General features: G+C 68.1%; 22 protein-coding genes. 19 read left to right on the forward strand and 3 right to left on the reverse strand.

Annotated elements, in window-relative coordinates; all coding sequences use genetic code 11:
* Positions 1–20: 20 nt before the first annotated feature.
* From V6M51_RS04085 to V6M51_RS04095, 3 genes are read left to right on the forward strand one after another with little or no spacing between them, the layout of a single operon-like run.
* Positions 21–632: an ATP-dependent Clp protease proteolytic subunit gene (locus V6M51_RS04085; RefSeq protein WP_305676805.1), complete on the forward strand. Its 612-nt coding sequence runs from the start codon at positions 21–23 to the stop codon at positions 630–632.
* Between the two features lies 1 nt (position 633).
* Positions 634–2,235, forward strand: coding sequence for an alpha-amylase family glycosyl hydrolase (locus tag V6M51_RS04090; RefSeq protein ID WP_332764867.1), 1,602 nt, complete (start codon positions 634–636; stop codon positions 2,233–2,235).
* 17 nt (positions 2,236–2,252) lie between these two features.
* Positions 2,253–3,359, forward strand: a complete 1,107-nt coding sequence (locus tag V6M51_RS04095) for an aromatic ring-hydroxylating dioxygenase subunit alpha (protein WP_332764868.1) — start codon at positions 2,253–2,255, stop codon at positions 3,357–3,359.
* Here V6M51_RS04095 and V6M51_RS04100 read toward each other — a convergent pair.
* Positions 3,356–4,324, reverse strand: a complete 969-nt coding sequence (locus tag V6M51_RS04100; protein ID WP_332764870.1) for a hypothetical protein — start codon at positions 4,322–4,324, stop codon at positions 3,356–3,358. The genes V6M51_RS04095 and V6M51_RS04100 overlap by 4 nt on opposite strands.
* A 116-nt stretch (positions 4,325–4,440) precedes the next feature.
* Between V6M51_RS04100 and V6M51_RS04105 the strand changes: the two genes are divergently transcribed.
* Positions 4,441–5,223, forward strand: coding sequence for an alpha/beta fold hydrolase (locus V6M51_RS04105; RefSeq protein ID WP_332764872.1), 783 nt, complete (start codon positions 4,441–4,443; stop codon positions 5,221–5,223).
* A gap of 201 nt (positions 5,224–5,424) precedes the next feature.
* Here V6M51_RS04105 and V6M51_RS04110 read toward each other — a convergent pair whose 3' ends face one another.
* Entirely contained in the window at positions 5,425–6,054 is a 630-nt protein-coding gene (locus tag V6M51_RS04110; RefSeq protein ID WP_332764874.1) for a glutathione S-transferase family protein, read from the reverse strand.
* A gap of 78 nt (positions 6,055–6,132) precedes the next feature.
* On the opposite strand from V6M51_RS04110, the gene V6M51_RS04115 reads away from it, so the two are divergent.
* The 6 genes from V6M51_RS04115 to V6M51_RS04140 all read left to right on the forward strand — a co-directional run bounded on the left by V6M51_RS04115 (position 6,133) and on the right by V6M51_RS04140 (position 10,521).
* The gene (locus V6M51_RS04115) at positions 6,133–7,773 is read left to right on the forward strand and encodes an acyl-CoA dehydrogenase family protein (protein WP_332764876.1); all 1,641 of its coding nucleotides are present in this window, start codon (positions 6,133–6,135) and stop codon (positions 7,771–7,773) included.
* 320 nt (positions 7,774–8,093) lie between these two features.
* On the forward strand, positions 8,094–8,306 hold the full coding sequence (locus tag V6M51_RS04120) for a hypothetical protein (RefSeq protein ID WP_305676797.1): 213 nt from the start codon (positions 8,094–8,096) through the stop codon (positions 8,304–8,306).
* Complete coding sequence (locus V6M51_RS04125) at positions 8,303–8,956, forward strand: TetR/AcrR family transcriptional regulator (RefSeq protein ID WP_332764879.1); 654 nt, start codon at positions 8,303–8,305, stop codon at positions 8,954–8,956. Before V6M51_RS04120 ends, V6M51_RS04125 begins: the two co-directional genes overlap by 4 nt.
* Before the next feature lie 135 nt (positions 8,957–9,091).
* Complete coding sequence (locus V6M51_RS04130) at positions 9,092–9,706, forward strand: TetR/AcrR family transcriptional regulator (RefSeq protein ID WP_332764881.1); 615 nt, start codon at positions 9,092–9,094, stop codon at positions 9,704–9,706.
* A gap of 37 nt (positions 9,707–9,743) precedes the next feature.
* Positions 9,744–9,950 (forward strand): twin transmembrane helix small protein, encoded by a 207-nt coding sequence (locus V6M51_RS04135; protein WP_332764883.1) that lies wholly within the window; start codon positions 9,744–9,746, stop codon positions 9,948–9,950.
* A 1-nt stretch (position 9,951) separates the two neighbouring features.
* Positions 9,952–10,521 carry a cob(I)yrinic acid a,c-diamide adenosyltransferase gene (locus V6M51_RS04140; protein ID WP_332764884.1) on the forward strand — a complete coding sequence of 190 codons (570 nt, stop codon included), beginning with the start codon at positions 9,952–9,954 and terminating at the stop codon, positions 10,519–10,521.
* On the opposite strand, the gene V6M51_RS04145 is transcribed toward V6M51_RS04140, so the two are convergent.
* Positions 10,518–10,814, reverse strand: a complete 297-nt coding sequence (locus V6M51_RS04145; protein WP_332764885.1) for a hypothetical protein — start codon at positions 10,812–10,814, stop codon at positions 10,518–10,520. The genes V6M51_RS04140 and V6M51_RS04145 overlap by 4 nt on opposite strands.
* 155 nt (positions 10,815–10,969) lie before the next feature.
* Between V6M51_RS04145 and V6M51_RS04150 the strand changes: the two genes are divergently transcribed.
* The 9 genes from V6M51_RS04150 to V6M51_RS04190 all read left to right on the forward strand — a co-directional run bounded on the left by V6M51_RS04150 (position 10,970) and on the right by V6M51_RS04190 (position 18,811).
* The gene (locus V6M51_RS04150; RefSeq protein ID WP_332764886.1) at positions 10,970–11,716 is read left to right on the forward strand and encodes an electron transfer flavoprotein subunit beta/FixA family protein; all 747 of its coding nucleotides are present in this window, start codon (positions 10,970–10,972) and stop codon (positions 11,714–11,716) included.
* Positions 11,716–12,660, forward strand: coding sequence for an electron transfer flavoprotein subunit alpha/FixB family protein (locus V6M51_RS04155; protein ID WP_332764888.1), 945 nt, complete (start codon positions 11,716–11,718; stop codon positions 12,658–12,660). The genes V6M51_RS04150 and V6M51_RS04155 overlap by 1 nt, the downstream gene beginning before the upstream one ends.
* A gap of 177 nt (positions 12,661–12,837) precedes the next feature.
* A complete protein-coding gene (locus V6M51_RS04160; RefSeq protein ID WP_332764890.1) occupies positions 12,838–13,716 on the forward strand; it encodes a 3-hydroxybutyryl-CoA dehydrogenase in 879 nt (292 codons plus the stop codon).
* Positions 13,717–13,876: 160 nt separating this feature from the next.
* Entirely contained in the window at positions 13,877–14,626 is a 750-nt protein-coding gene (locus tag V6M51_RS04165; RefSeq protein WP_332764892.1) for a hypothetical protein, read from the forward strand.
* A 25-nt stretch (positions 14,627–14,651) separates the two neighbouring features.
* A complete protein-coding gene (locus tag V6M51_RS04170; RefSeq protein ID WP_332764894.1) occupies positions 14,652–15,131 on the forward strand; it encodes a hypothetical protein in 480 nt (159 codons plus the stop codon).
* 107 nt (positions 15,132–15,238) lie between these two features.
* Positions 15,239–16,504: a flagella assembly cyclic-di-GMP phosphodiesterase TipF gene (tipF, locus tag V6M51_RS04175; RefSeq protein WP_332764896.1), complete on the forward strand. Its 1,266-nt coding sequence runs from the start codon at positions 15,239–15,241 to the stop codon at positions 16,502–16,504.
* Between the two features lie 37 nt (positions 16,505–16,541).
* A complete protein-coding gene (locus V6M51_RS04180; RefSeq protein WP_332764898.1) occupies positions 16,542–17,405 on the forward strand; it encodes a TIGR01459 family HAD-type hydrolase in 864 nt (287 codons plus the stop codon).
* A 42-nt stretch (positions 17,406–17,447) separates the two neighbouring features.
* A complete protein-coding gene (locus V6M51_RS04185; protein WP_332764900.1) occupies positions 17,448–17,870 on the forward strand; it encodes a MaoC family dehydratase in 423 nt (140 codons plus the stop codon).
* A gap of 5 nt (positions 17,871–17,875) precedes the next feature.
* The gene (locus tag V6M51_RS04190; protein ID WP_332764902.1) at positions 17,876–18,811 is read left to right on the forward strand and encodes a bifunctional riboflavin kinase/FAD synthetase; all 936 of its coding nucleotides are present in this window, start codon (positions 17,876–17,878) and stop codon (positions 18,809–18,811) included.
* The last annotated feature ends 42 nt before the right edge of the window (positions 18,812–18,853 follow it).

The raw sequence follows: 18,853 nt of genomic DNA on the forward strand, positions 1-18,853 counted from the left end.
GAATTTTGGAGACCTGACCTATGCGTAACTGGCGCCTGGACGAAGACGACGACGGCGACGACAACGCCCGCAAGCCCGACATGCCGATGACCTCCGGGCCCGTCCAGAACGCGCTGTTCCACGCGCGCACGGTTCTGGTGTTCGGCGAGATCGACATGCGCCTGGCCGAGCGGGTGACCGCCCAGCTCCTGGCCCTGGCCAGCGAGAACAGCAAGCCGATCAAGGTGGTGATCAACTCCCCCGGCGGCCACGTGGAAAGCGGCGACACCATCCACGACATCATCCGCTACTGCGGTCCGCAGGTGAAGGTTATCGGCACCGGCTGGGTGGCCTCGGCCGGCGCCTCGATCTTCCTGGGCGCTCAGAAGGAGAACCGCTTCTGCCTGCCCAACACCCGCTTCCTGCTGCACCAGCCCATGGGCGGCGTCCGCGGCCAGGCCAGCGACATCCAGATCGAGGCCGAGGAGATCGTGAAGATGCGCGAGCGCGTCAACCGCATGATCGCTAAGGAAACCGGCCAGACCTACGAAAAGATCGTCAAGGACACCCAGCGCAATTTCTGGATGGGGGCCGAGGCCGCCGTCGAGTACGGCCTGGTTTCCAAGATCATCAACAACGCCACCGAGGCCTGACGTGGCCACCGCGCCCTGGTGGAAGGGCGCGGTCGTCTATCACGTCTATGTCCGCAGCTTCTTCGACGCCGACGGCGACGGCCACGGCGACCTGAAGGGCGTGCTGGCCAAGCTGGACTACATCGAGAGCCTGGGCGTCGACGCCATCTGGCTCTCGCCGGTCCACCCCTCGCCCAACCGCGATTGGGGCTATGACATCTCGGACTATGAGGGAGTCCATCCCGATTGCGGGACGATGGCCGACCTCGAGGCCCTGGTCGAGGCCGCCCACGCCCGCGGGCTGAAGGTGATGCTGGACGAGGTGCTGTCCCACACCTCCGACGAGCACCCTTGGTTCGCGGAGAGCCGCGACGGCGGGGTCGAGGGTGAGAAGGCGTCCTGGTATGTCTGGGCCGATCCGGCTGACGACGGGACCGCGCCCAACAACTGGCTCAGCGTGTTCGGCGGCCCGGCCTGGGCCTACCAGCCGGCGCGCCGCCAGCACTACCACCACAAATTCCTGCGCCAGCAGCCGAAGCTAAACTGGCGAAACGCGGCCGCCCAGGCCGCCGCCCTCGACGTGTTGGACTTCTGGCTGGCCAAGGGGATCGACGGCTTCCGGCTCGACGTGGCCGGGACCTTCCTGCACGACGACAGCCTGGCCGATAACCCCGCCGTGCCGGCAACCGAGCGGACCCGCTATCACTGGTCCCACGCCAGCGAGATGCAGCGCCACCTGCACGACTCCAACCTGCCCGAGAACATCCCGCTGCTGGACGTCATCCGCCGCCGGGTGGACGCGCACGGCGACAGGTTCGTGTTCGGCGAGTTTTCCGAGGAAGAGGAGCGCTGCGGCGCCTATTGCAGCCCGCAGGAGGGCCTGCACTCGGCCTACACCTTCGTCCTGCTGCACGCCCGCAAGCTGTCGCCGCAGATCTTCCGGGATCACTACGCGACGCTCGGCCGGTTTCCCGACCACTGGCCCTGCATCTCTTTCTGCAACCACGACATCCCGCGCACCGCCACCCGGTTCGGCGGCGGCGAGGCGATCACGCGACTGATGCTGGCGCTGCTGCTCAGCCTGAAAGGCACGACCCTGCTCTACCAGGGCGAGGAGCTGGGCCTGCCCGAGGCCCAGGGCCTGACCCGCGAGGAGATCCGCGATCCGGTGGGCGACCTCTACTGGCCCATCGCCAAGGGCCGCGATGGTTCACGCACCCCCATGCCCTGGACCGAGGGCCCGAACCTGGGCTTCTCGGCGGCCAAGCCCTGGCTGCCGCTGGCGGTGGAGCACGCGGGCCTGTCGGCGACGACCCAGGCGGCGGACCCCAACTCCGTCCTCGCCTTCTCCAAGGCCATGGTCAGCCTACGCAAGGCCTCGCCGGCGCTGACCACAGGCGAGATCGAGATGATCTCCGCCCCCGAGCCGATCCTGGCCTTCCTGCGGCGGGAGGGCGAAGAGCGCATCGCCTGCGTGTTCAACATGGGCGCGGCGCCGGCGGTGTTCGGCGACGAACGGCTGGCGGGCGCGAGCGTGCTGGCGCCATCGGCCGGCGAGGCCAGGCTGGACGGGGCGGCCCTGCATCTCGGGGCCCGCGCCGTGCGGTTCCTGCGGCTCGCATGACGCGCTAAAGAGGGCTCATGGCCGACGACGCGTCCAAGCAAACCCGCGCTCCCGCCGCCGACGCCAAGTTCGGCCGGGGATTCCTGCACGACATCTGGTATTTCGCCGCCCTTTCCAGCGACCTCAAGCCCGGCAAGCTGCAGCGCTACGAGCTGCTGGGCGAGCCGGTGCTGCTGGGCCGCGACCGGGCCGGAAAGGTCTACGCCCTGCGGGACATCTGCCCGCACCGCGCCGCGCCGCTCTCCGCCGGCAAGCTGACCCAGGAGGCCGACGGGAGCCCCAGCGTCGAATGCCCCTATCACGGCTGGCGGTTCAAGACGGACGGCGCCTGCGCGGCCATTCCGTCGCTGGTGGACGACCAGGCGATGGACGTCAGCCGCGTCCGGGTGCGCCGCTATCCGGTCGCCGAGAGCCAGGGCCTGGTCTTCGTCTGGGTGAGTTCCGATCCGCGCTTCGCGGGCGAGCCCGCCGAACCGCCGCCGGTCTTCCCCGGCGTGGTGGGCGGCGGGCCCAAGCTGGTCGACCGCATGGTGTTCGACGCCCATATCGACCATGCCGTCGTCGGGCTGATGGACCCAGCCCACGGCCCCTATGTGCATCAGCAGTGGTGGTGGCGCTCGGCCAAGAGCCAGCACGAGAAGGCCAAGAAATTCGAGCCGCGCGAGCAGGGCTTCGCCATGGTCCGCCATGAGCCCTCCAAGAACAGCCGCGCCTACGCCATCCTGGGCGGCGAGCCCCTGACCGAGATCGTCTTCCGCATCCCCGGCCTGCGCTGGGAGCATGTCACCGTCGGCGCGCGCCAGGTGCTGTCGCTCACCTGTCTGGCCCCGGTGACGGAGACGAAGACCAGGATCACCCAGATCGTCTGGTCCGATCACCCGGCCTTCCTGTTCCTCAAGCCCTTCATCGCCGCGGGCGCGCGGGCCTTCCTGCGCCAGGACGGGGATATGGTGAACCTGCAGAACGAGGGTCTCCGCTACGACCCCGCCCTGCTGTGGATCGACGACGCCGACCGCCAGGCCAAGTGGTACCAGCAGCTCAAGCGTGAGTGGACGCTGAGCCGCAAAGAGGCCCGGGGGTTCGTCAATCCCGTCGAAGCCGCCACCCTGCGGTGGCGCAGCTAGGCCGCCGCGGTCTGCGAGGCCTGGGGCGGTTTGGGCGCGGTCAGCTTCAGGTCGTCGATGCGGATCGGCGCGAAGCCGCGATCGGACTCCCAGTCGATCCGGCCGCCCAGGGCGGTGATCGTCGAGACCGGCTCCAGGCGGCGCAGGTCCATCGCCTTCAGCGCCTGGTGCGGGACCTTCACATGGACGACGGGCTGCTGTTCGACATCCCCGCGCGGGGTGGGCAGGAAGCAGCGCGCGACCACGTCGATCACGTCCAGCGGCACCACCGTCATGATCTCCGCCGCGACTCGCAGGGTGGCGGAGCAGACGCAGGCCAGGTGCATCTCCTGGCGCATCTCGGGCAGCAGGGCGACATAGACGCTGCGACCGCCTTCATCGAGCTCGACGGCCTCGTCGGGGATGGCGTCGAATTCCAGGGCGTCCAGATAGACCACCAGCCTGCCGGGCGAGGGCATGTGGACCCCCAGCCCCTCCAGCACCGGCGCCAGTTCGGCGGCGGGCATGTGGGCCTTCAACGACTGTTCGATGGCGGAGAGGTCGAGGGCCAGCACGCCCGCGGCGAGGCTGACGTCGAGATTGTGGACGTCGGCGGCCCGCTTGGCCCGCGCATAGATCTCGGCGTCCTTCTTGGCGGCTTCCAGCACCTTCTCGGCCAGGGCGCGGCGGCGGTCCTGGCCCAGGCCGAACAGGCCGTCGATCAGGCCGGGCTGGTAGTTGGCGAGCGCCCGGCGCGCCTTTTGCTCAAGCGCATTGGCGCGGACGGCGGGTTCGACCATGCCGGCGCCGGCGATGTCGTTCCAGTCCAGGCGCTCGTACTTCACGCAGTGGATGCGGGTCAGGGTCTCGAACAGCGCGTCATAGCGGGCGGCCAGTTCGGGTGCGGTGGAGCGGCGGCCGGTCGCTCGCTCCTTGCGTTGGCGCTCGCGCAGCGCTTTCTTGGTCGCCCGGTCGATACGATTCATCGTCGCGATGATCGTCTTTGCCGACCCTTGGGCGTCCATTCTTCCCCCGCGTGTCTTTTCGCCGCAGTCTTATTTGTAAATAGCCACGCTTTCCTCACCGATCTCTTAAGAAAATCATGGACTTCACCACAACCGGCGGTTTCGTACTCGCCTATGACGATATTGCTCCCGTCGACTACGAGCGGGCGATTCTGCTGATTCACGGCTTCGCCTCGAACCGAAACGAGGGCTGGAAACGGACCGGTTGGTACGCGGCGCTCGAGCGGCGACGCTTTCGCGTGATCGCCCTGGACCAGCGTGGGCACGGGCAAAGCGGCAAGTCGCACGACCCCGCCGCCTATCTGCGCGAGAACCTGGCCCGCGACGTGGTGGAGTTGATCGACCACCTTGGAATCAACCGCGTCGACCTGTTCGGCTACTCGATGGGCGCGCGCACCGCCGCCGCCGCCGCCCTGGCCGCGCCCGAACGGTTCTCCAACCTGATCCTGGGCGGGGTGGGCGACAAGCTCTTGACCGAGCGCATGGGGGAGCGCGCCGATCTCATGGTCGGCGCCATGCTGGCCGACGACCCGGAGACCATCACCGAGCCATTCCTGAAGAGCTTCCGGCAGTTCGCCGACGAGCAGGGCGAGGACCGCCAGGCGCTCGCCGCCTTCACCCAGGCGGCGAACCCGCCGCTGGACGTGGCGGGGTTCGCGAACCTGCCGATGCCGGTGCTGGCCGTGGCCGGCCAGCGGGAGACCAACGGCGATCCCGTGGAACTGGCGCGGGCCTTCGCCCATGGCCACGGGATCGTGGTTTCGGGCTGCGACCACTTCTCGGCCATTCCCCACGCGCTCACCAAGGCCGCGGTGTTCGACTTCATCGACGGTCTGCTGGACGACCCCTGGGCGCGGTGAGGCCCTAGGCTCGCGAGCTTCTTCCTCTCCCCGCTCGAGGGGAGAGGGTAGGGTGAGGGGACGCGGCGCGAAGCGGCGCAATCCGGCCTATCAACAAAACTCAGCGCGGCCGAGACGCCCCCCTCACCCTACCCTCTCCCCCCGAAGACGGGTGGAGAGGAGGCGATTGAAAGCCGTCTTCGGGAGGAGGAGGCCAGGTCTCTAGTCCTTCGGGCCCATATTGTAGGGGCCGCCCTTTTCCAGAGCCTTGCGATAGGCGGGACGGTCCTGGAAGCGCTTCACCCAGGCGGCGATGTTCGGATAGGCGCCGTAGCGGCCGAAGGCGCCGGTGACCTCCCCCACGAAGCTCATCTGGATGTCGGCGGCGCTGAACTCGCCCATCAGCCAGTCACGGCCGGCGAGCACGCCCTCCACATAGCCCAGGTGGTTGGCGATCTCGCTCTCGATCCGCGGATGCAGCGGGCCGCCGGCTTCGCCCAGACGCCCGACATACATGAACAGCATCAGGGGCAGCATGGCCGAGCCCTCGGCGTAGTGCAGCCACTGCTGGTAGACGTCGTAGTCCTTGGAACCCGCGGCCGGGGCCAGCTTGCCGCCGCCATGGTGGCGGATGATGTAGTCGATGATCGCCCCCGACTCGATGATGGTGGCGTCGCCTTCGGTCACCACCGGCGACTTGCCGAGCGGGTGGACGGCCTTCAGCTCCGGCGGCGCCAGGCGGGTGGTGGCGTCGCGCTTGTAATTCTTGATCTCGTAGGGGGTCCCAAGCTCTTCCAGCAGCCAGAGTATGCGCTGCGAGCGCGAGTCGTTGAGGTGATGGACGACGAGCATTGGGTTGCCTCCCGTGGCGTTAGGCTGGGAGTAGCGGCGCACGTGACCCACGACAAGCTTCGCCTATAGTCGCCGCCGATGATCCTGCCAGACCTCAGCTCTCTATTGTCCGAGGCCGCCCGGGCGGCCGACCTGTTCGTGGCCGAGACCAAGGCCGCGGTGGCTGATCGCGTGAGCCCGGGCGGGCGCCTGGACCGCGCCGCCCTCGACGCCGAGCAGCATGTGGCCCACGGCCTGGCCTGGGCCGCGGCCTATGCCGAGACCCTGCGCCAGACCTCCGCCTGGGCCGACCACCTGCTGGGCGAGAGCCGGTTCGGCGAGGCCGAGGCCCTGCCGGCCCAACTCCTGGCTTTCGAGTATCTGAGCCAGCTGGCCGGCGGCGTGCCGATGAACCAGGGCGAGACCTTCCGGCCGGGCGACGTCGGCGTCTCGACCCGGGCGCTGGAGCCGCTCATCGAACGCCTTAGGCCCGGCGCTTCCCAGGCGGTGCGCCACCGGATCGTCGTGCTGCTGGACGAGGCGCGGGGCCGGCCCTCGCTGGAGGCCAGCGGCCTGGACGCGACCCTCGAGCAGGTGCGCGACCACTTCCACGCCTTCGCCGAGGAGAAGATCGTTCCCTTCGCCCACGGTTGGCATCTGCGCGACGAGCTGATCCCGCTCAGCCTGATCGAGGAGCTGGCGGCGCTGGGCGTGTTCGGCCTCACCGCCCCGGAGGAACATGGCGGTTCGGGGATGGGCAAGGTGGCCATGTGCGTGGTTTCCGAGGCCCTGTCGCGGGGCTGGATCGGGACGGGCTCGCTGGGCACGCGCTCGGAGATCGCCGCCGAGCTGATCCTGGCCCACGGGACCGACGACCAGAAGGCCCGCTTCCTGCCGGGCATCGCGTCGGGCGAGATCATCCCCACCGCCGTCTTCACGGAGCCGGAGGCCGGGTCGGACCTGGGCTCCCTGCGCACCCGGGCCGTCCGCGAGGGCGATGACTGGAAGGTGACGGGCGCCAAGACCTGGATCACCCACGCCGCCCGCGCCGACCTGATGACCCTGCTGGTCCGCACCGATCCCGCGTCGAAGGACCATCGCGGCCTGTCGATGTTCCTGGCGGAGAAGCCGCGCGGCGCGGTCGAGGCGCCCTTCCCGGCGCCCGGCATGGACGGCGGCGAGATCGGAGTGATCGGCTATCGCGGCATGAAGGAATACGAGATCGCCTTCGACGGCTTTTCCGTGCCCCACGCGAACCTGCTGGGCGGCCAGGAAGGCCAAGGCTTCGTCCAGCTCATGGCCACCTTCGAGAGCGCTCGCATCCAGACGGCGGCGCGGGCCATCGGAGTGGCGCAGTCGGCCCTGGACCTGGCGCTGGACTATGCCCTGGCGCGACGGCAGTTCGGAGGCCCGATCGCCGACTTCCCCCGCGTGGCCAACAAGCTGGCCATGATGGCCGCCGAGATCCTGGGAGCCCGGCGACTGGCCTGGTTCGCGGCCCGGGCCAAGGACGAAGGCCGCCGCTGCGACCTGGAGGCCGGCATGGCCAAGCTGGTCGCCGCCCGCGTCGCCTGGGCCTGCGCCGACAACGCCGTCCAGATCCACGGCGGGACCGGATTCGCCATGGAGCAGCCGGTCAGTCGCATCCTGGCCGACGCCCGCATCCTCAACATCTTCGAGGGGGCCGGCGAGATCCAGGCCCAGGTCATCGCCCGGCGGCTGCTGGAAGGCGCCAACTAAAGATCCGCTCATCCCGGCGCCTGATCGCGCCCATATGTCGGCCACCTGACGCTGCGGCGTCGGAAATCCGTTTCGCACGACAATGTTGTGCGAGCATGCTCAACGATCATTGGAGTCCCGCAGGGTCGTCGGCGCGACATTTCGTCCCTGAAACACTGGCAAAACACCGCTCTGCGACGCTGCGCCACACAGCCACCTTGGCCTTTTGGCGCTAAATCCCTCACAAACCCGTATCGCGGAACGGGTTCGATGAACCTGCTCGACTAAAGCCTTCGCTTGGACGCGCCGCGGCGAGGGGCTAAGAGGACCGCACGGTCATGATGACCAATGACACCGCTCTCCGGGTCGACCCGGATCGCGCCGACGCCAACGAGGAAGTCCGCCAGCTGATCGTCGATCTGCGCGACGCCTCCCGTGACGGGCGGAAGCTCGCGCAGCGCTACGCTGAGCTGCTGGAGAAGGTAGTGGAAGAGTATTGCGTAGAGTTCGAAATGCGCGCGGAAGCGGCCTTGGCGAGGCTGCAAGCGCGATGAAACACGTCTCCAGCACCATCGAGGCCACCGGCGAGACCGAGGTCAGGGTCCCGACCCGCCGCGCCCTGGCCAAGCAACAGACCCGCGCCAAGGTCCTGGCCGCCGCCCGAAGGCTGTTCTCCGAAGCCGGCTATGAAGGCGCCACGATCCGCGACATCGCCGCCGAGGCGGGCATGTCGACCGGGGCGGTGTTCGCCAACTTCACCGACAAGTCGGACCTGTTTCGCGAGATCATGGTCAGCGACATGGAAGCCCTGACCGAGGCCATGGCCGAGGCGAGCAGCCGCGGTCGCACCGTCGAGGACGGCCTGCTGCGCCTCTTCATGGCCGGCTACGCCTTCTACAAGACCCAGCTACCGCTGGCCCGGGCGGCCTTCAGCATCTCCTGGCTGCCTGAGCAGGGTCCGGAGCTGCGCACCCTGCCGCCGGTGAGCGCCATTCACGAGCTGATCACCGACCAGCTCAACCTCGGCGTCGAGCGCGGGGAGTTGTCGCAGGAGGTCGAGGCCAAGCTGCGGACGCAGATGCTGTTCGACTGCTACCTCGCCAACTATCCGGAAGCCATCTTCCAGGGCTGGAGCCTCGAGGCGCTGCAGGCCAAGTCCAGGGACCAGATCCGCGTGGTCCTGGCCGGGGCGCGGCGAGGCTAGATCCGTCACGAATCGGCCGCGGGGGCGGCGGGTCCGCGACGAACTGACGCAGACGCAGGAGAACCGCGCCCACGGTCGCGGCATCTCCGTAACCAGGGATAGGAACGCCGCGGATCGCACCGCGGACGGGGGGACATGGCGGGGGTACGCAAATCCCAGAAGGAGGCGACGCGGCAGCGCGTCCTCGACGCCGCGCGTGATCTCTTCGAGAGCCGCGGCTACGAGGAGACCACTGTCCGTGAGATCGCCCGCCACGCCGAGGTCTCGGTGGGCAGCGTTTTCACCACCTTCTCTTCCAAGGGCGACATCCTCAGCCAGGTCATGGCCGACCGGCTGGACGCGCTCTATGCCGAGCTCGACCGCGTGGCGCCCCATCTGCGCGGATCCACGCCGGACCGGCTGCGCTCGCTCTTCGCCATCCACTACGCCTTCGAAACCCGCCGCACCCGGCTGTTCCTGGCCCACATCGCGGCCGCCTATAACTGGACGCTCAGCCCCGCCAGCCGCCCCTATGGCCGCAATCTGCGACTGCGCCAGGTGGTCCGCGACTGCCTGGCCGAGGGCGTGGTCCGCGGCGACGTCGATCCGGCCTGCGACCTGGACGTGGTGATCGACGCCCTGATGGCCTCCTACGCCTGGACCTACCGCCTGGCGGCCTGGGACGAGGCCGACGCCCAGGCCATGAGCACGGTCATGGACCGCCATATCGGCCTGATCTCGCAAGGCTTCCGCGCCCGCCCGGAGGCTTAGTCTCCCCACGGCGCGGCAGCGGCGCTAGGTTGGGCGCATGAACACAATCTTCCAGTATCTCATCCCCATCAGCCTGGTCGCGGTGACGGTGACCCTGTTCATCGGCCTCTACGCCTTGTTCCGGGGCGGTGACTTCGGCCGGTCCTATTCCAACAAGCTTATGCGGCTGCGGGTGCTGCTGCAGGCCATCGCGGTCGCCGTTCTCGTGGCCGCCGTCTGGTGGCGCCACAACGCCGGCGGCTAGGATGGTCACCCTCAACAAGATCTACACCCGCACCGGCGACGGCGGCGCCACGCGGCTGGCCACCGGCGAGCAGGTCTCCAAGGCCTCCCTGCGGGTCGAGGCCTATGGCGCGGTCGACGAGGCCAACGCCTGCCTGGGCCTGGCGCGCCTGCACACCGCCGGCGAACCCGACTTCGACGCCATGCTGGCCCGGGTGCAGAACGAGCTGTTCGACCTGGGCGCCGACTTGGCGACCCCGCCCCGCGAGGGCGAGACCAACACCCTGCGGATGATCGACAGCCAGATCGAACGGCTGGAGCGCGAGATCGACGCCATGAACGCCGAGCTTCCGCCGCTCACCTCCTTCATCCTGCCGGGCGGCACGGCGCCGGCCGCGGCCCTGCACCTGGCGCGCACGGTGGCGAGACGGGCCGAGCGCGTCGCCGTGGCCCTGGTCGAGGCCGGCGAACCCGTCAGCCCGGCCGCCATGAAATACCTGAACCGCCTCTCGGACTTCCTGTTCGTCGCCGCTCGCCACGCCAACGACCGCGGCGCGCGGGAGGTGTTCTGGAAGTCCGGCGCGACGCGCTAGTTCTTCGCGGCGGGGACGGTGGCGGGCAGACGGGCCAAGTCGCCGGCCTTGCCGGTAATCCCGTCGGACTTGGCCGCGTCGTAGGCGGCGCGGTCCTTGATCACCCGCCCGGTGATGTCGGAGATCGGGATCGGGTGGGCGCAGGTGCGGGTGCGCCAATCCCACCAGTCGCCGGAGGCCTCGCACGTCTGGGCCGGCCAGACCCAGCCGTAGTGGTAGACGAAAGCGCCCGCGCTGAGCAGGGCGAAGGCCGCCAGGAAGATCAGTTTCAGGCGGTCGATCGTGCGGTTCATCGTCTCGTTCTTCTACTCAAGCGGGCGCGATTAGCGCTCCCATCGGCCGAAATTGCGGCGAGGTGTGTCCGGGCGCCGACTTGCAATGCTCGGCGGAAGCGTTATGCCGCATCCGACCGATTTTTCCGCAATGCAATTTGAGGCGCTAGCGACCCATGAAGGTGTTGGTCCCGGTTAAACGGGTGATCGATTATAACGTGAAGGCCAGGGTGAAGTCCGACCAGTCGGGCGTCGACCTCGCCAACGTCAAGATGTCCATGAATCCGTTCTGCGAGATCGCGGTCGAAGAGGCCGTTCGTCAGAAGGAAAAGGGCGCTGTGACCGAGGTGGTCGCGGTCTCCATCGGCCCGGTCCAGGCGCAGGAAACCCTGCGCACGGCCCTGGCCATGGGCGCCGACCGCGCGATCCTGATCCAGACCGATCAGGATCTGGAGCCCCTGACCGTCGCCAAGCTGCTCAAGGCGGTGATCGCCGAGGAGAGCCCGGACGCGGTGATCATGGGCAAGCAGGCCATCGACGGCGACAACAACGCCACCGGCCAGATGCTCGCGGCCATCCTCGACTGGCCCCAGGCGACCTTCGCCTCGGCCATCGAGCTTTCGGCCGGCAAGGCCAAGGTGACCCGCGAGGTCGATGGCGGGCTGCAGACCCTCGAGGTTTCGCTGCCGGCGATCATCACCGCCGACCTGCGCCTCAACGAGCCGCGCTACGCCTCGCTGCCCAACATCATGAAGGCCAAGAAGAAGCCGCTCGACGTCAAGGAGGCCGGCTCGCTCGGCGTCGACCTCAAGCAGCATCTGAAGGTCCTCAAGGTGACCGAGCCCGCCAAGCGGGCCGGCGGCATCAAGGTCGAGACCGCCGCCGATCTCGTCTCCAACCTGAAGACCGCGGGGGTCCTCTAATGGCCGTTCTCGTCATCGCCGATCACGACAACGCGTCGCTGAAGGACAACACCCACAAGACCGTCACCGCCGCGCTCGCCCTCTCGGGCGACGTGGACGTGCTGGTCGCCGGCGCGGGCGCCAAGGCGGTGGCCGACGCCGCCGCCAAGATCGCCGGCGTGCGCAAGGTGCTGCTGGCCGAGAGCGACGAGCTGGGCCACGGCCTGGCCGAGGCCGTCGAGGCCGTGGTCGTGCCGCTCATGGCCAACTACGAGGCCGTCCTGACGCCGGCCACCTCGCAGGGCAAGAATTTCTCGCCCCGCATCGCGGCCAAGCTGGACGTGGCGCAGATCTCCGAGATCGTCGAGGTGGTCGACGCCTCGACCTTCGTGCACCCGATCTATGCCGGCAACGCGCTGGAGACCGTCCAGTCCTCGGACGCCAAGAAGGTGATCACCGTTCGCCCCACCGCCTTCAAGGCGGCGGCCGAAGGCGGCTCCGCCCCGGTCGAGACCATCTCCGCCGGCTCCGGCGCGGCCAAGACCAAGTTCGTCGACCAGCAGCTGGTGAAGTCGGAACGCCCCGAACTCGCCGGCGCCAAGATCGTCGTCTCCGGCGGTCGGGCCATGGGCTCGGCCGAGGAGTTCCAGCGGGTGATCGAACCCCTGGCCGACAAGCTGGGAGCCGCCGTCGGCGCCTCCCGCGCCGCGGTCGACGCAGGCTACGCCCCCAACGACTATCAGGTCGGCCAGACCGGCAAGGTCGTGGCTCCGGAACTCTATGTCGCCATCGGCATCTCCGGCGCCATCCAGCACCTGGCCGGCATGAAGGACTCCAAGGTCATCGTGGCGATCAACAAGGACGGCGACGCGCCGATCTTCCAGGTCGCCGACTTCGGCCTGGTCGCCGACTACAAGAGCGCCGTGCCGGAGCTGATGGACGCCCTGACCGCCGCCGGGAAGTAGCCGTCACGCCTTACGGTTGAACCATCCAGGGCGGCTCCGCGAGGGGCCGCCCTTCTTTTTGGACCGCTCACGCTGCGGCGCAGCAAAAGCCTTGGCGGCGGCGGCCCAGCCTATGTTAGAAACCCGTCACACGCGGTCGCCCGGGTTTGCGGCCAGGTCATTCGAGGCTCTTTCCGCATGGTTCAGATCAGGTCCGTCGGCGTCATCGGCGCCGGTCAAATGGGCACCGGCATCGCTCATGTCTGTGCGCTGGCCGGCTATGACGTCCTGCTGCACGACGTCAGCGCCGACAAGATCGCCGCCGGCATCGCCCTGATCGAGAAGAACCTGACCCGACAGGTCTCCCGCAACATCATCGACCACGAAGCCGCCCAGGCGGCCATCGCCCGCATCAAGCCCGCCGACGAGCTGCAGACCGTCGGCGCCACCGACCTGGCCATCGAGGCGGCCACCGAGAACGAAGAGGTCAAGAAGAACATCTTCAAGGCGCTGGCGCCGCACCTCGGCCCCGACACCCTGCTGGCCTCCAACACCTCGTCGATCTCCATCACCCGCCTGGCCTCGGTCACCGACCGGCCCGAACGGTTCATCGGCCTGCACTTCATGAACCCGGTGCCGCTGATGAAGCTGGTGGAGGTCATCCGCGGCATCGCCACCGACGCGCCCACCTACGAGACCGCCGTCAATTTCGCCCGCTCGCTGGGCAAGACCACCACCAACGCCGAGGATTTCCCGGCCTTCATCGTCAACCGCATCCTGGTGCCGATGATCAACGAGGCGATCTACACCCTGTATGAGGGCGTCGGCACGGTCGAAGCCATCGACAATGCGCTGAAGCTGGGCGCCAACCACCCGATGGGCCCGCTGGAGCTGGGCGATTTCATCGGCCTGGACACCGTCCTCTCGATCATGAACGTGCTCTATGAGGGCCTGGCGGACTCCAAGTACCGGCCCTGTCCGCTGCTGGTGAAATATGTCGAGGCCGGATGGCTGGGCCGCAAGACCGGCCGCGGCTTCTACGACTATCGCGGCGAGACGCCGGTCCCGACGCGGTAGGGCTGCCGTCCGCACCCGAAATCCCGGCGCTACGCGCACGGCGTCGTCACGCAATGTTCTCTTTTTGTTCTAGACAATTCCGGCGACGCCGCTATCCTAGGGTAGAGCTTGCGGCCTTCGCTCGCGCGCTAGTCCACCTTCTTTGAGCTTGGAGAACTCCATGGCGATTATGCCGCGTGGTGAACCCCGGTCTGTGCCTGATCCCGAAGGCGAAGCCTACGACGAATGGGTCCGCCGCAAGCGTGCGCAAGAGGCGCGAGAGATGGCGGCCGAGCGCGCCCTCGACGCCGCGCCCACCCAACGGTGGTCGGGGTCGCCGGCCCGCATGGAAGCCGATGACGCCATGGCGGCCACCCCGATGGATCCAAACGCGTTCTGGGATGCACCCGTTGTCGGGCCAGCGCTTGAAGGTATCGAGGATGTCAGAGGGCGGCGGCCGGTTCAGGCCGTTGGGAACGCGACCCTCGCAGTTGTGGACGCGGCTCTGTTGGCGACGGGCGTCGGCGTCCTGAACGCAATTGAACGGGGCGTCGCAAACAACGTCGGCGTGAGAACTGCTGAGGCAGTTCGCAAGCAGCTCCGACGGCGAGGAGTCGCCTTACCTGGCCAGGAAATAAACCACACATTCGAGCTCAATGGCATTAAGCGCACCGTCGAGAATTGGCGAAATCATCCAGCCTTTCTGAAGGTCATGGAAAAGGCTGACCATCGGCGGCTACGGGGAAAATGGGGCGACTTGCCCAGGTATGATCCGATACGCAGAGCTTGGATTGGATCGCCTGACTGGATGAAGGCGGTTCCGGCTTGGATCGCTGCTCGCGGTTATGACACCCTCACGAAGCCGCAGATCAATGAGGCGACGTCCAAGCCGCTGCCTCGATCGCCTTATGGCGAGCGGCCATTGAGGTAGGTCCTCTTGCCCGGGAGACGAGCTGATGGTCGGAGAAACGCGCTCAGCGCGCGCGCGATTGTCGAGCACTGAGGCCTTTGCCTTCCCGCTCTTCTGTTTCACACACGATTCCGACATTTGGACCGTCAGAGACCGGTTCGAACTAACCACCTGCGGGCCCGAGACGCTGGAGACTAATATCCAGGTCGGGATGGAGATGGTCGATGTCGAAGGTCGGACTTGGAAGGTCATCGCGGTCGAACACCTCGGATACGCGCCATTCCGGTGGCGCAAAATCTTCGCGCCTCGAATGAAACGTGTCGACCATATGCTTGAGGCGGGGCCTGTGTGGTCGTTGGCCACCGTTCAGGATCGGGTCTGCGCCTCAATGGATGCTTTTCCAGAGTACTTTTGCGAGCCCAGCGAATTCGAGACGGTGCTCGTGGAGCGAAAGGCGGAGGTCCGCGCGGCGAAATCCATCGCCGACATTCACGAGCTGATAGGCCCTGACTATTTCAGCTACTAGGCCCACCGCCTCCACGGTGGGAGCCACGTCCCCCTGCGACGGTTAATCCATTCGACTTGCAAGGCTTGCCCGGCCGATACTCCGAGTTGATTCGGACCGGCGGGCTTATGCGACAGTTCACGTCGGTGGCGCTTGCGGCCACCTATCTCTGCCTTGCGCTGATCGTCGCCCTCCTCCTGTGGCGGAACGGCGGCGGCTGGGCCGCTGGCGTCGCGGCCCTTGTGGGCGGCCTGGCGCTCTGCGCCTCCATCCACGCCATGATCTCCGCCAACCTGAAGATGCGCACCCTGCAGCGGGGCCTCGACATGGTGCGCGAGGCCAACACCATCCTGCTGCTGCAGATGGAGAAGATCGACACCCGCCTGTCGGAGGTCGTCGAGACCATGACCGACGAGGCCGTCCGCCGCTCCGAGGAGTTGCACGACGAGGTCCACATCCTGGAGGACCTGGTCCAACGCATGGGCCAGCGGCTGGAGGAGCGGGTAGCCAGCGCCCCCGTCCCCGACCGCCAGCACGACAGCCGCCGCAGCCACCAGTCCGCCGCCCTGCTGGGGACCGTCCGCGACGCCCTGGCCGAGAACCGCGTCGACCTCTACCTGCAACCGATCGTCGGCCTGCCCCAGCGGCGCACCGTCTTCTACGAGAGCTATTCGCGGCTGCGCGACGAGACCGGCCGGGTGCTGATGCCGGCCGAGTACCTGACCGTGGCCGAGCCCGAAGGGCTGATGACCTCCATCGACAACCTGCTGCTGTTCCGCTGCGTGCAGATCGTCCGGCGGCTGGCCAAGCAGGACCGCAAGGTCGGGATCTTCTGCAACGTCTCCACCTCCAGCCTGGCCGACGAGACCTTCTTCCCGCAGTTCCTGGAACTGCTGGCCGCCAACAAGGACCTGGCCGGGGCCCTGATCTTCGAGCTGGGACAGGCCGCCTTCGACGCCCGCGGCTCGGTCGAGGCGCGCAACATGGGCAAGCTGGCCGAGCTCGGCTTCCGCTTCAGCCTGGACAAGGTCATCGACCTCGACATCGACTTCCAGGACCTGGCCCGATCCGACGTGAAGTTCCTGAAGATAAGCGCCCAGGTGCTGTTGGACGAACTGACCGAGACTGACGAGGGCCTGGTGCTCCGCTCCATGCCGGATTTGGCGGCCCAGGACTTCGCCGCGCTCACCCGCCGCTACGGGGTCGACCTCATCGCCGAGAAGGTGGAGAGCGAGCGCCAGATCGTCGACATCCTGGAACTCGATATCCAGTACGGCCAGGGCCACCTGTTCGGCGAACCGCGCCCGATCCGCGACGCCGTCCTGGCCGAGACCGATCCCCCCGCTGACTTCCTGCGCCCCACCCTGCGCAGCCGGACCGGCCGGCGCGCCTAGGATTGACCCGCAGCGCGGCGCCCGCTACCGCCCCGGCATGACCGAGCCCAAGCTGATCTCCGGCCTCGCCGAGCTCTCCGACCGCTACGACGTCCTGCTCTCCGACGTCTGGGGCGTGATCCACAACGGGCGCGAGAGCTTTCCCGACGCCTGCGCCGCCCTGGTGAAGTGGCGCGCCGAGCGCGGGCCGGTGATCCTGATCTCCAACGCCCCGCGCCCCTCCAGCGCCGTCCATGACCAGCTCGACCAGCTGGGCGTGCCGCGCGACGCCTGGTCGGCCTTCGTCTCCTCGGGCGACGCCACCCGGCTGATGCTGGGCGCCCGCGCGCCCGGCCCCGCCTGGGCCATCGGCCCGGACCGCGACGCCCCGCTCTATGAGGGGCTCGACCTCACCTTCGCGGGCCCCGACGAGGCGGCCTTCATCTCCTGCACCGGACCCTATGACGACGAGGTCGAGGGGCCGGACGACTACGAGGAGCGCTTCAAGGCGACCATCGCGCGCGGCCTGCCGATGATCTGCGCCAATCCCGACATCGTGGTGCAGCGCGGCGACCGGCTGATCTATTGCGGCGGGGCTCTGGCCCAGCGCTACGCCGAACTTGGCGGCGAGGTGATCATGGCCGGCAAGCCCTTCGCCCCGATCTACGGCCTGTGCCTGGCCGAGGCCGAGGTGATCCTGGGCCGGAGCGTCGATCATGCCCGCGTGCTCTGCATCGGCGACGCGGTGGCCACCGACGCCAAGGGCGCCAACGACCAGGGCCTGGACGTGCTGTTCATCGCCAGCGGCATCCATGGCGCGGAGACCATCGGGCCCGACGGCCTGGACGCCCAGGCGGTGGGGTCCCTGCTCGCCAAGGACGGCGCGCGGGCCAGCTACGCCATCGCCGATCTGGCGTGGTGAGCAAAAGCCGCTAACTAGAGCATCTAACCGGGAGCGGGCGGCGTGCAGGGACTGTTCTTCGAGGATCTGGCCGAGGGCCAGTCGGCCGAGACCACCAAGATCGTGGGCGCGGCCGACGTGGAGGCCTTCGCCGCCGTGTCAGGCGACACCAACCCCGTCCACCTAGACGAGGCCTATGCCCGGACCACCCCGTTCCAGGGCCGCATCGCTCACGGCATGCTGTCGGCGGCCTATATCTCCGCGGTGCTGGGCACTCGCCTGCCCGGGCCGGGCGCCATCTACCTCTCGCAGTCGCTCCGCTTCCGCCGGCCGGTGAAGCTGGGCGATCCGGTGGTGACCCGTGTCACGGTCCAGAGCCTGGACGAACGCCGCGGATACGCCACCCTCGCCACCGTCTGCCAGGTGGACGGCAAGACCGTGGTCGATGGCGAGGCCGTGGTCATGGTCCCGCGGAAGCCCAAGTGACGCCCATGCGGATCGTTCACGGCTGGAAGGGGTTGTCGGAGGCCGATAAGGGCGCGGCCGTGGCGCTCGGCAATTTCGACGGCGTCCATCGCGGCCACCAGAAGGTCATCGCCCAGGCGGCCAAGGCGGCCGGCGCGCTCAAGGCCCCCCTGGGGGTGATCAGCTTCGACCCCCATCCGCGCCAGATCTTCCAGCCGTCCGCCCCCAGCTTCCGGATCATGAAGCCCGACCAGCAGGCCCGGGCGCTCGCGGCCCTGGGCGTCGAGATCTTCCACGTCCTGCCCTTCGACGCGGAAATGGCCAACCTCACCGACCGGCAATTCGCCGCCGAGGTGCTGGCCAAGGGGCTGGGCGTGCGCCACGTGGCCGTCGGCTTCGACATCTCCTTCGGCAAGGGCCGCACCGGCAGCCCCGAGCTGATGGCCAAATATGGCGTCGAGCTGGGCTTCACGGTCTCCATCGCCGAAGCCCTGGGCGAGGGCGAGACCAAATACTCCTCCACCGGCGTGCGCGAGGCGCTGCGCGACGGCCGGCCTCAGGACGCCGCGGCCATCCTCGGCCGGCCGTTCGCCATCGAGGGCATGGTCGAGCGCGGTCGCCAACTCGGTCGGACCCTGGGCTTCCCCACCGCCAATGTGGCGCTCACCGACTATGTGATCCCCAAGTTCGGGTCCTACGCCACCCGCACCCGCCTGCCCGACGGCCGCGAGATCGCCGGCGTGGCCAATATCGGCGTCAATCCCCAAATCCCCGGCGAGATCGCCCCGCGCCTGGAGGTCTGGCTGTTCGATTTCGACGAGGACATCTACGATCAGGTGATCGAGACCGACCTGATCGCCTTCCTACGGCCCGAGGCGAAGTTCGCGGACCTTCCGACCATGGTCGCCCAGGTCATGGCCGACGCCGCCCAGGCCCGCGCCCTGCTGTTGCCGGACTTCTGAGACCTTGGGTTTCGCGCCGGCCTCTGCTACGACCCCGGCGAT

The sequence above is a fragment of the Phenylobacterium sp. genome, from assembly GCF_036677185.1.
GTDB lineage: Bacteria > Pseudomonadota > Alphaproteobacteria > Caulobacterales > Caulobacteraceae > Phenylobacterium.

What these genes read in the sequence shown, in the direction of transcription:
- V6M51_RS04150 (WP_332764886.1), top strand. Translation starts at nt 10,970, where the DNA reads ATGAAGGTGTTGGTCCCGGTTAAACGGGTGATCGATTATAACGTGAAG.
- V6M51_RS04120 (WP_305676797.1), top strand. Translation starts at nt 8,094, where the DNA reads ATGACCAATGACACCGCTCTCCGGGTCGACCCGGATCGCGCCGACGCC.
- V6M51_RS04180 (WP_332764898.1), top strand. Translation starts at nt 16,542, where the DNA reads ATGACCGAGCCCAAGCTGATCTCCGGCCTCGCCGAGCTCTCCGACCGC.
- V6M51_RS04165 (WP_332764892.1), top strand. Translation starts at nt 13,877, where the DNA reads ATGGCGATTATGCCGCGTGGTGAACCCCGGTCTGTGCCTGATCCCGAA.
- V6M51_RS04125 (WP_332764879.1), top strand. Translation starts at nt 8,303, where the DNA reads ATGAAACACGTCTCCAGCACCATCGAGGCCACCGGCGAGACCGAGGTC.
- V6M51_RS04155 (WP_332764888.1), top strand. Translation starts at nt 11,716, where the DNA reads ATGGCCGTTCTCGTCATCGCCGATCACGACAACGCGTCGCTGAAGGAC.
- V6M51_RS04190 (WP_332764902.1), top strand. Translation starts at nt 17,876, where the DNA reads ATGCGGATCGTTCACGGCTGGAAGGGGTTGTCGGAGGCCGATAAGGGC.
- V6M51_RS04095 (WP_332764868.1), top strand. Translation starts at nt 2,253, where the DNA reads ATGGCCGACGACGCGTCCAAGCAAACCCGCGCTCCCGCCGCCGACGCC.
- V6M51_RS04135 (WP_332764883.1), top strand. Translation starts at nt 9,744, where the DNA reads ATGAACACAATCTTCCAGTATCTCATCCCCATCAGCCTGGTCGCGGTG.
- V6M51_RS04110 (WP_332764874.1), bottom strand. Translation starts at nt 6,054, where the DNA reads ATGCTCGTCGTCCATCACCTCAACGACTCGCGCTCGCAGCGCATACTC.
- tipF (WP_332764896.1), top strand. Translation starts at nt 15,239, where the DNA reads ATGCGACAGTTCACGTCGGTGGCGCTTGCGGCCACCTATCTCTGCCTT.
- V6M51_RS04140 (WP_332764884.1), top strand. Translation starts at nt 9,952, where the DNA reads ATGGTCACCCTCAACAAGATCTACACCCGCACCGGCGACGGCGGCGCC.
- V6M51_RS04130 (WP_332764881.1), top strand. Translation starts at nt 9,092, where the DNA reads ATGGCGGGGGTACGCAAATCCCAGAAGGAGGCGACGCGGCAGCGCGTC.
- V6M51_RS04160 (WP_332764890.1), top strand. Translation starts at nt 12,838, where the DNA reads ATGGTTCAGATCAGGTCCGTCGGCGTCATCGGCGCCGGTCAAATGGGC.
- V6M51_RS04085 (WP_305676805.1), top strand. Translation starts at nt 21, where the DNA reads ATGCGTAACTGGCGCCTGGACGAAGACGACGACGGCGACGACAACGCC.
- V6M51_RS04100 (WP_332764870.1), bottom strand. Translation starts at nt 4,324, where the DNA reads ATGAATCGTATCGACCGGGCGACCAAGAAAGCGCTGCGCGAGCGCCAA.
- V6M51_RS04115 (WP_332764876.1), top strand. Translation starts at nt 6,133, where the DNA reads ATGATCCTGCCAGACCTCAGCTCTCTATTGTCCGAGGCCGCCCGGGCG.
- V6M51_RS04145 (WP_332764885.1), bottom strand. Translation starts at nt 10,814, where the DNA reads ATGAACCGCACGATCGACCGCCTGAAACTGATCTTCCTGGCGGCCTTC.
- V6M51_RS04170 (WP_332764894.1), top strand. Translation starts at nt 14,652, where the DNA reads ATGGTCGGAGAAACGCGCTCAGCGCGCGCGCGATTGTCGAGCACTGAG.
- V6M51_RS04105 (WP_332764872.1), top strand. Translation starts at nt 4,441, where the DNA reads ATGGACTTCACCACAACCGGCGGTTTCGTACTCGCCTATGACGATATT.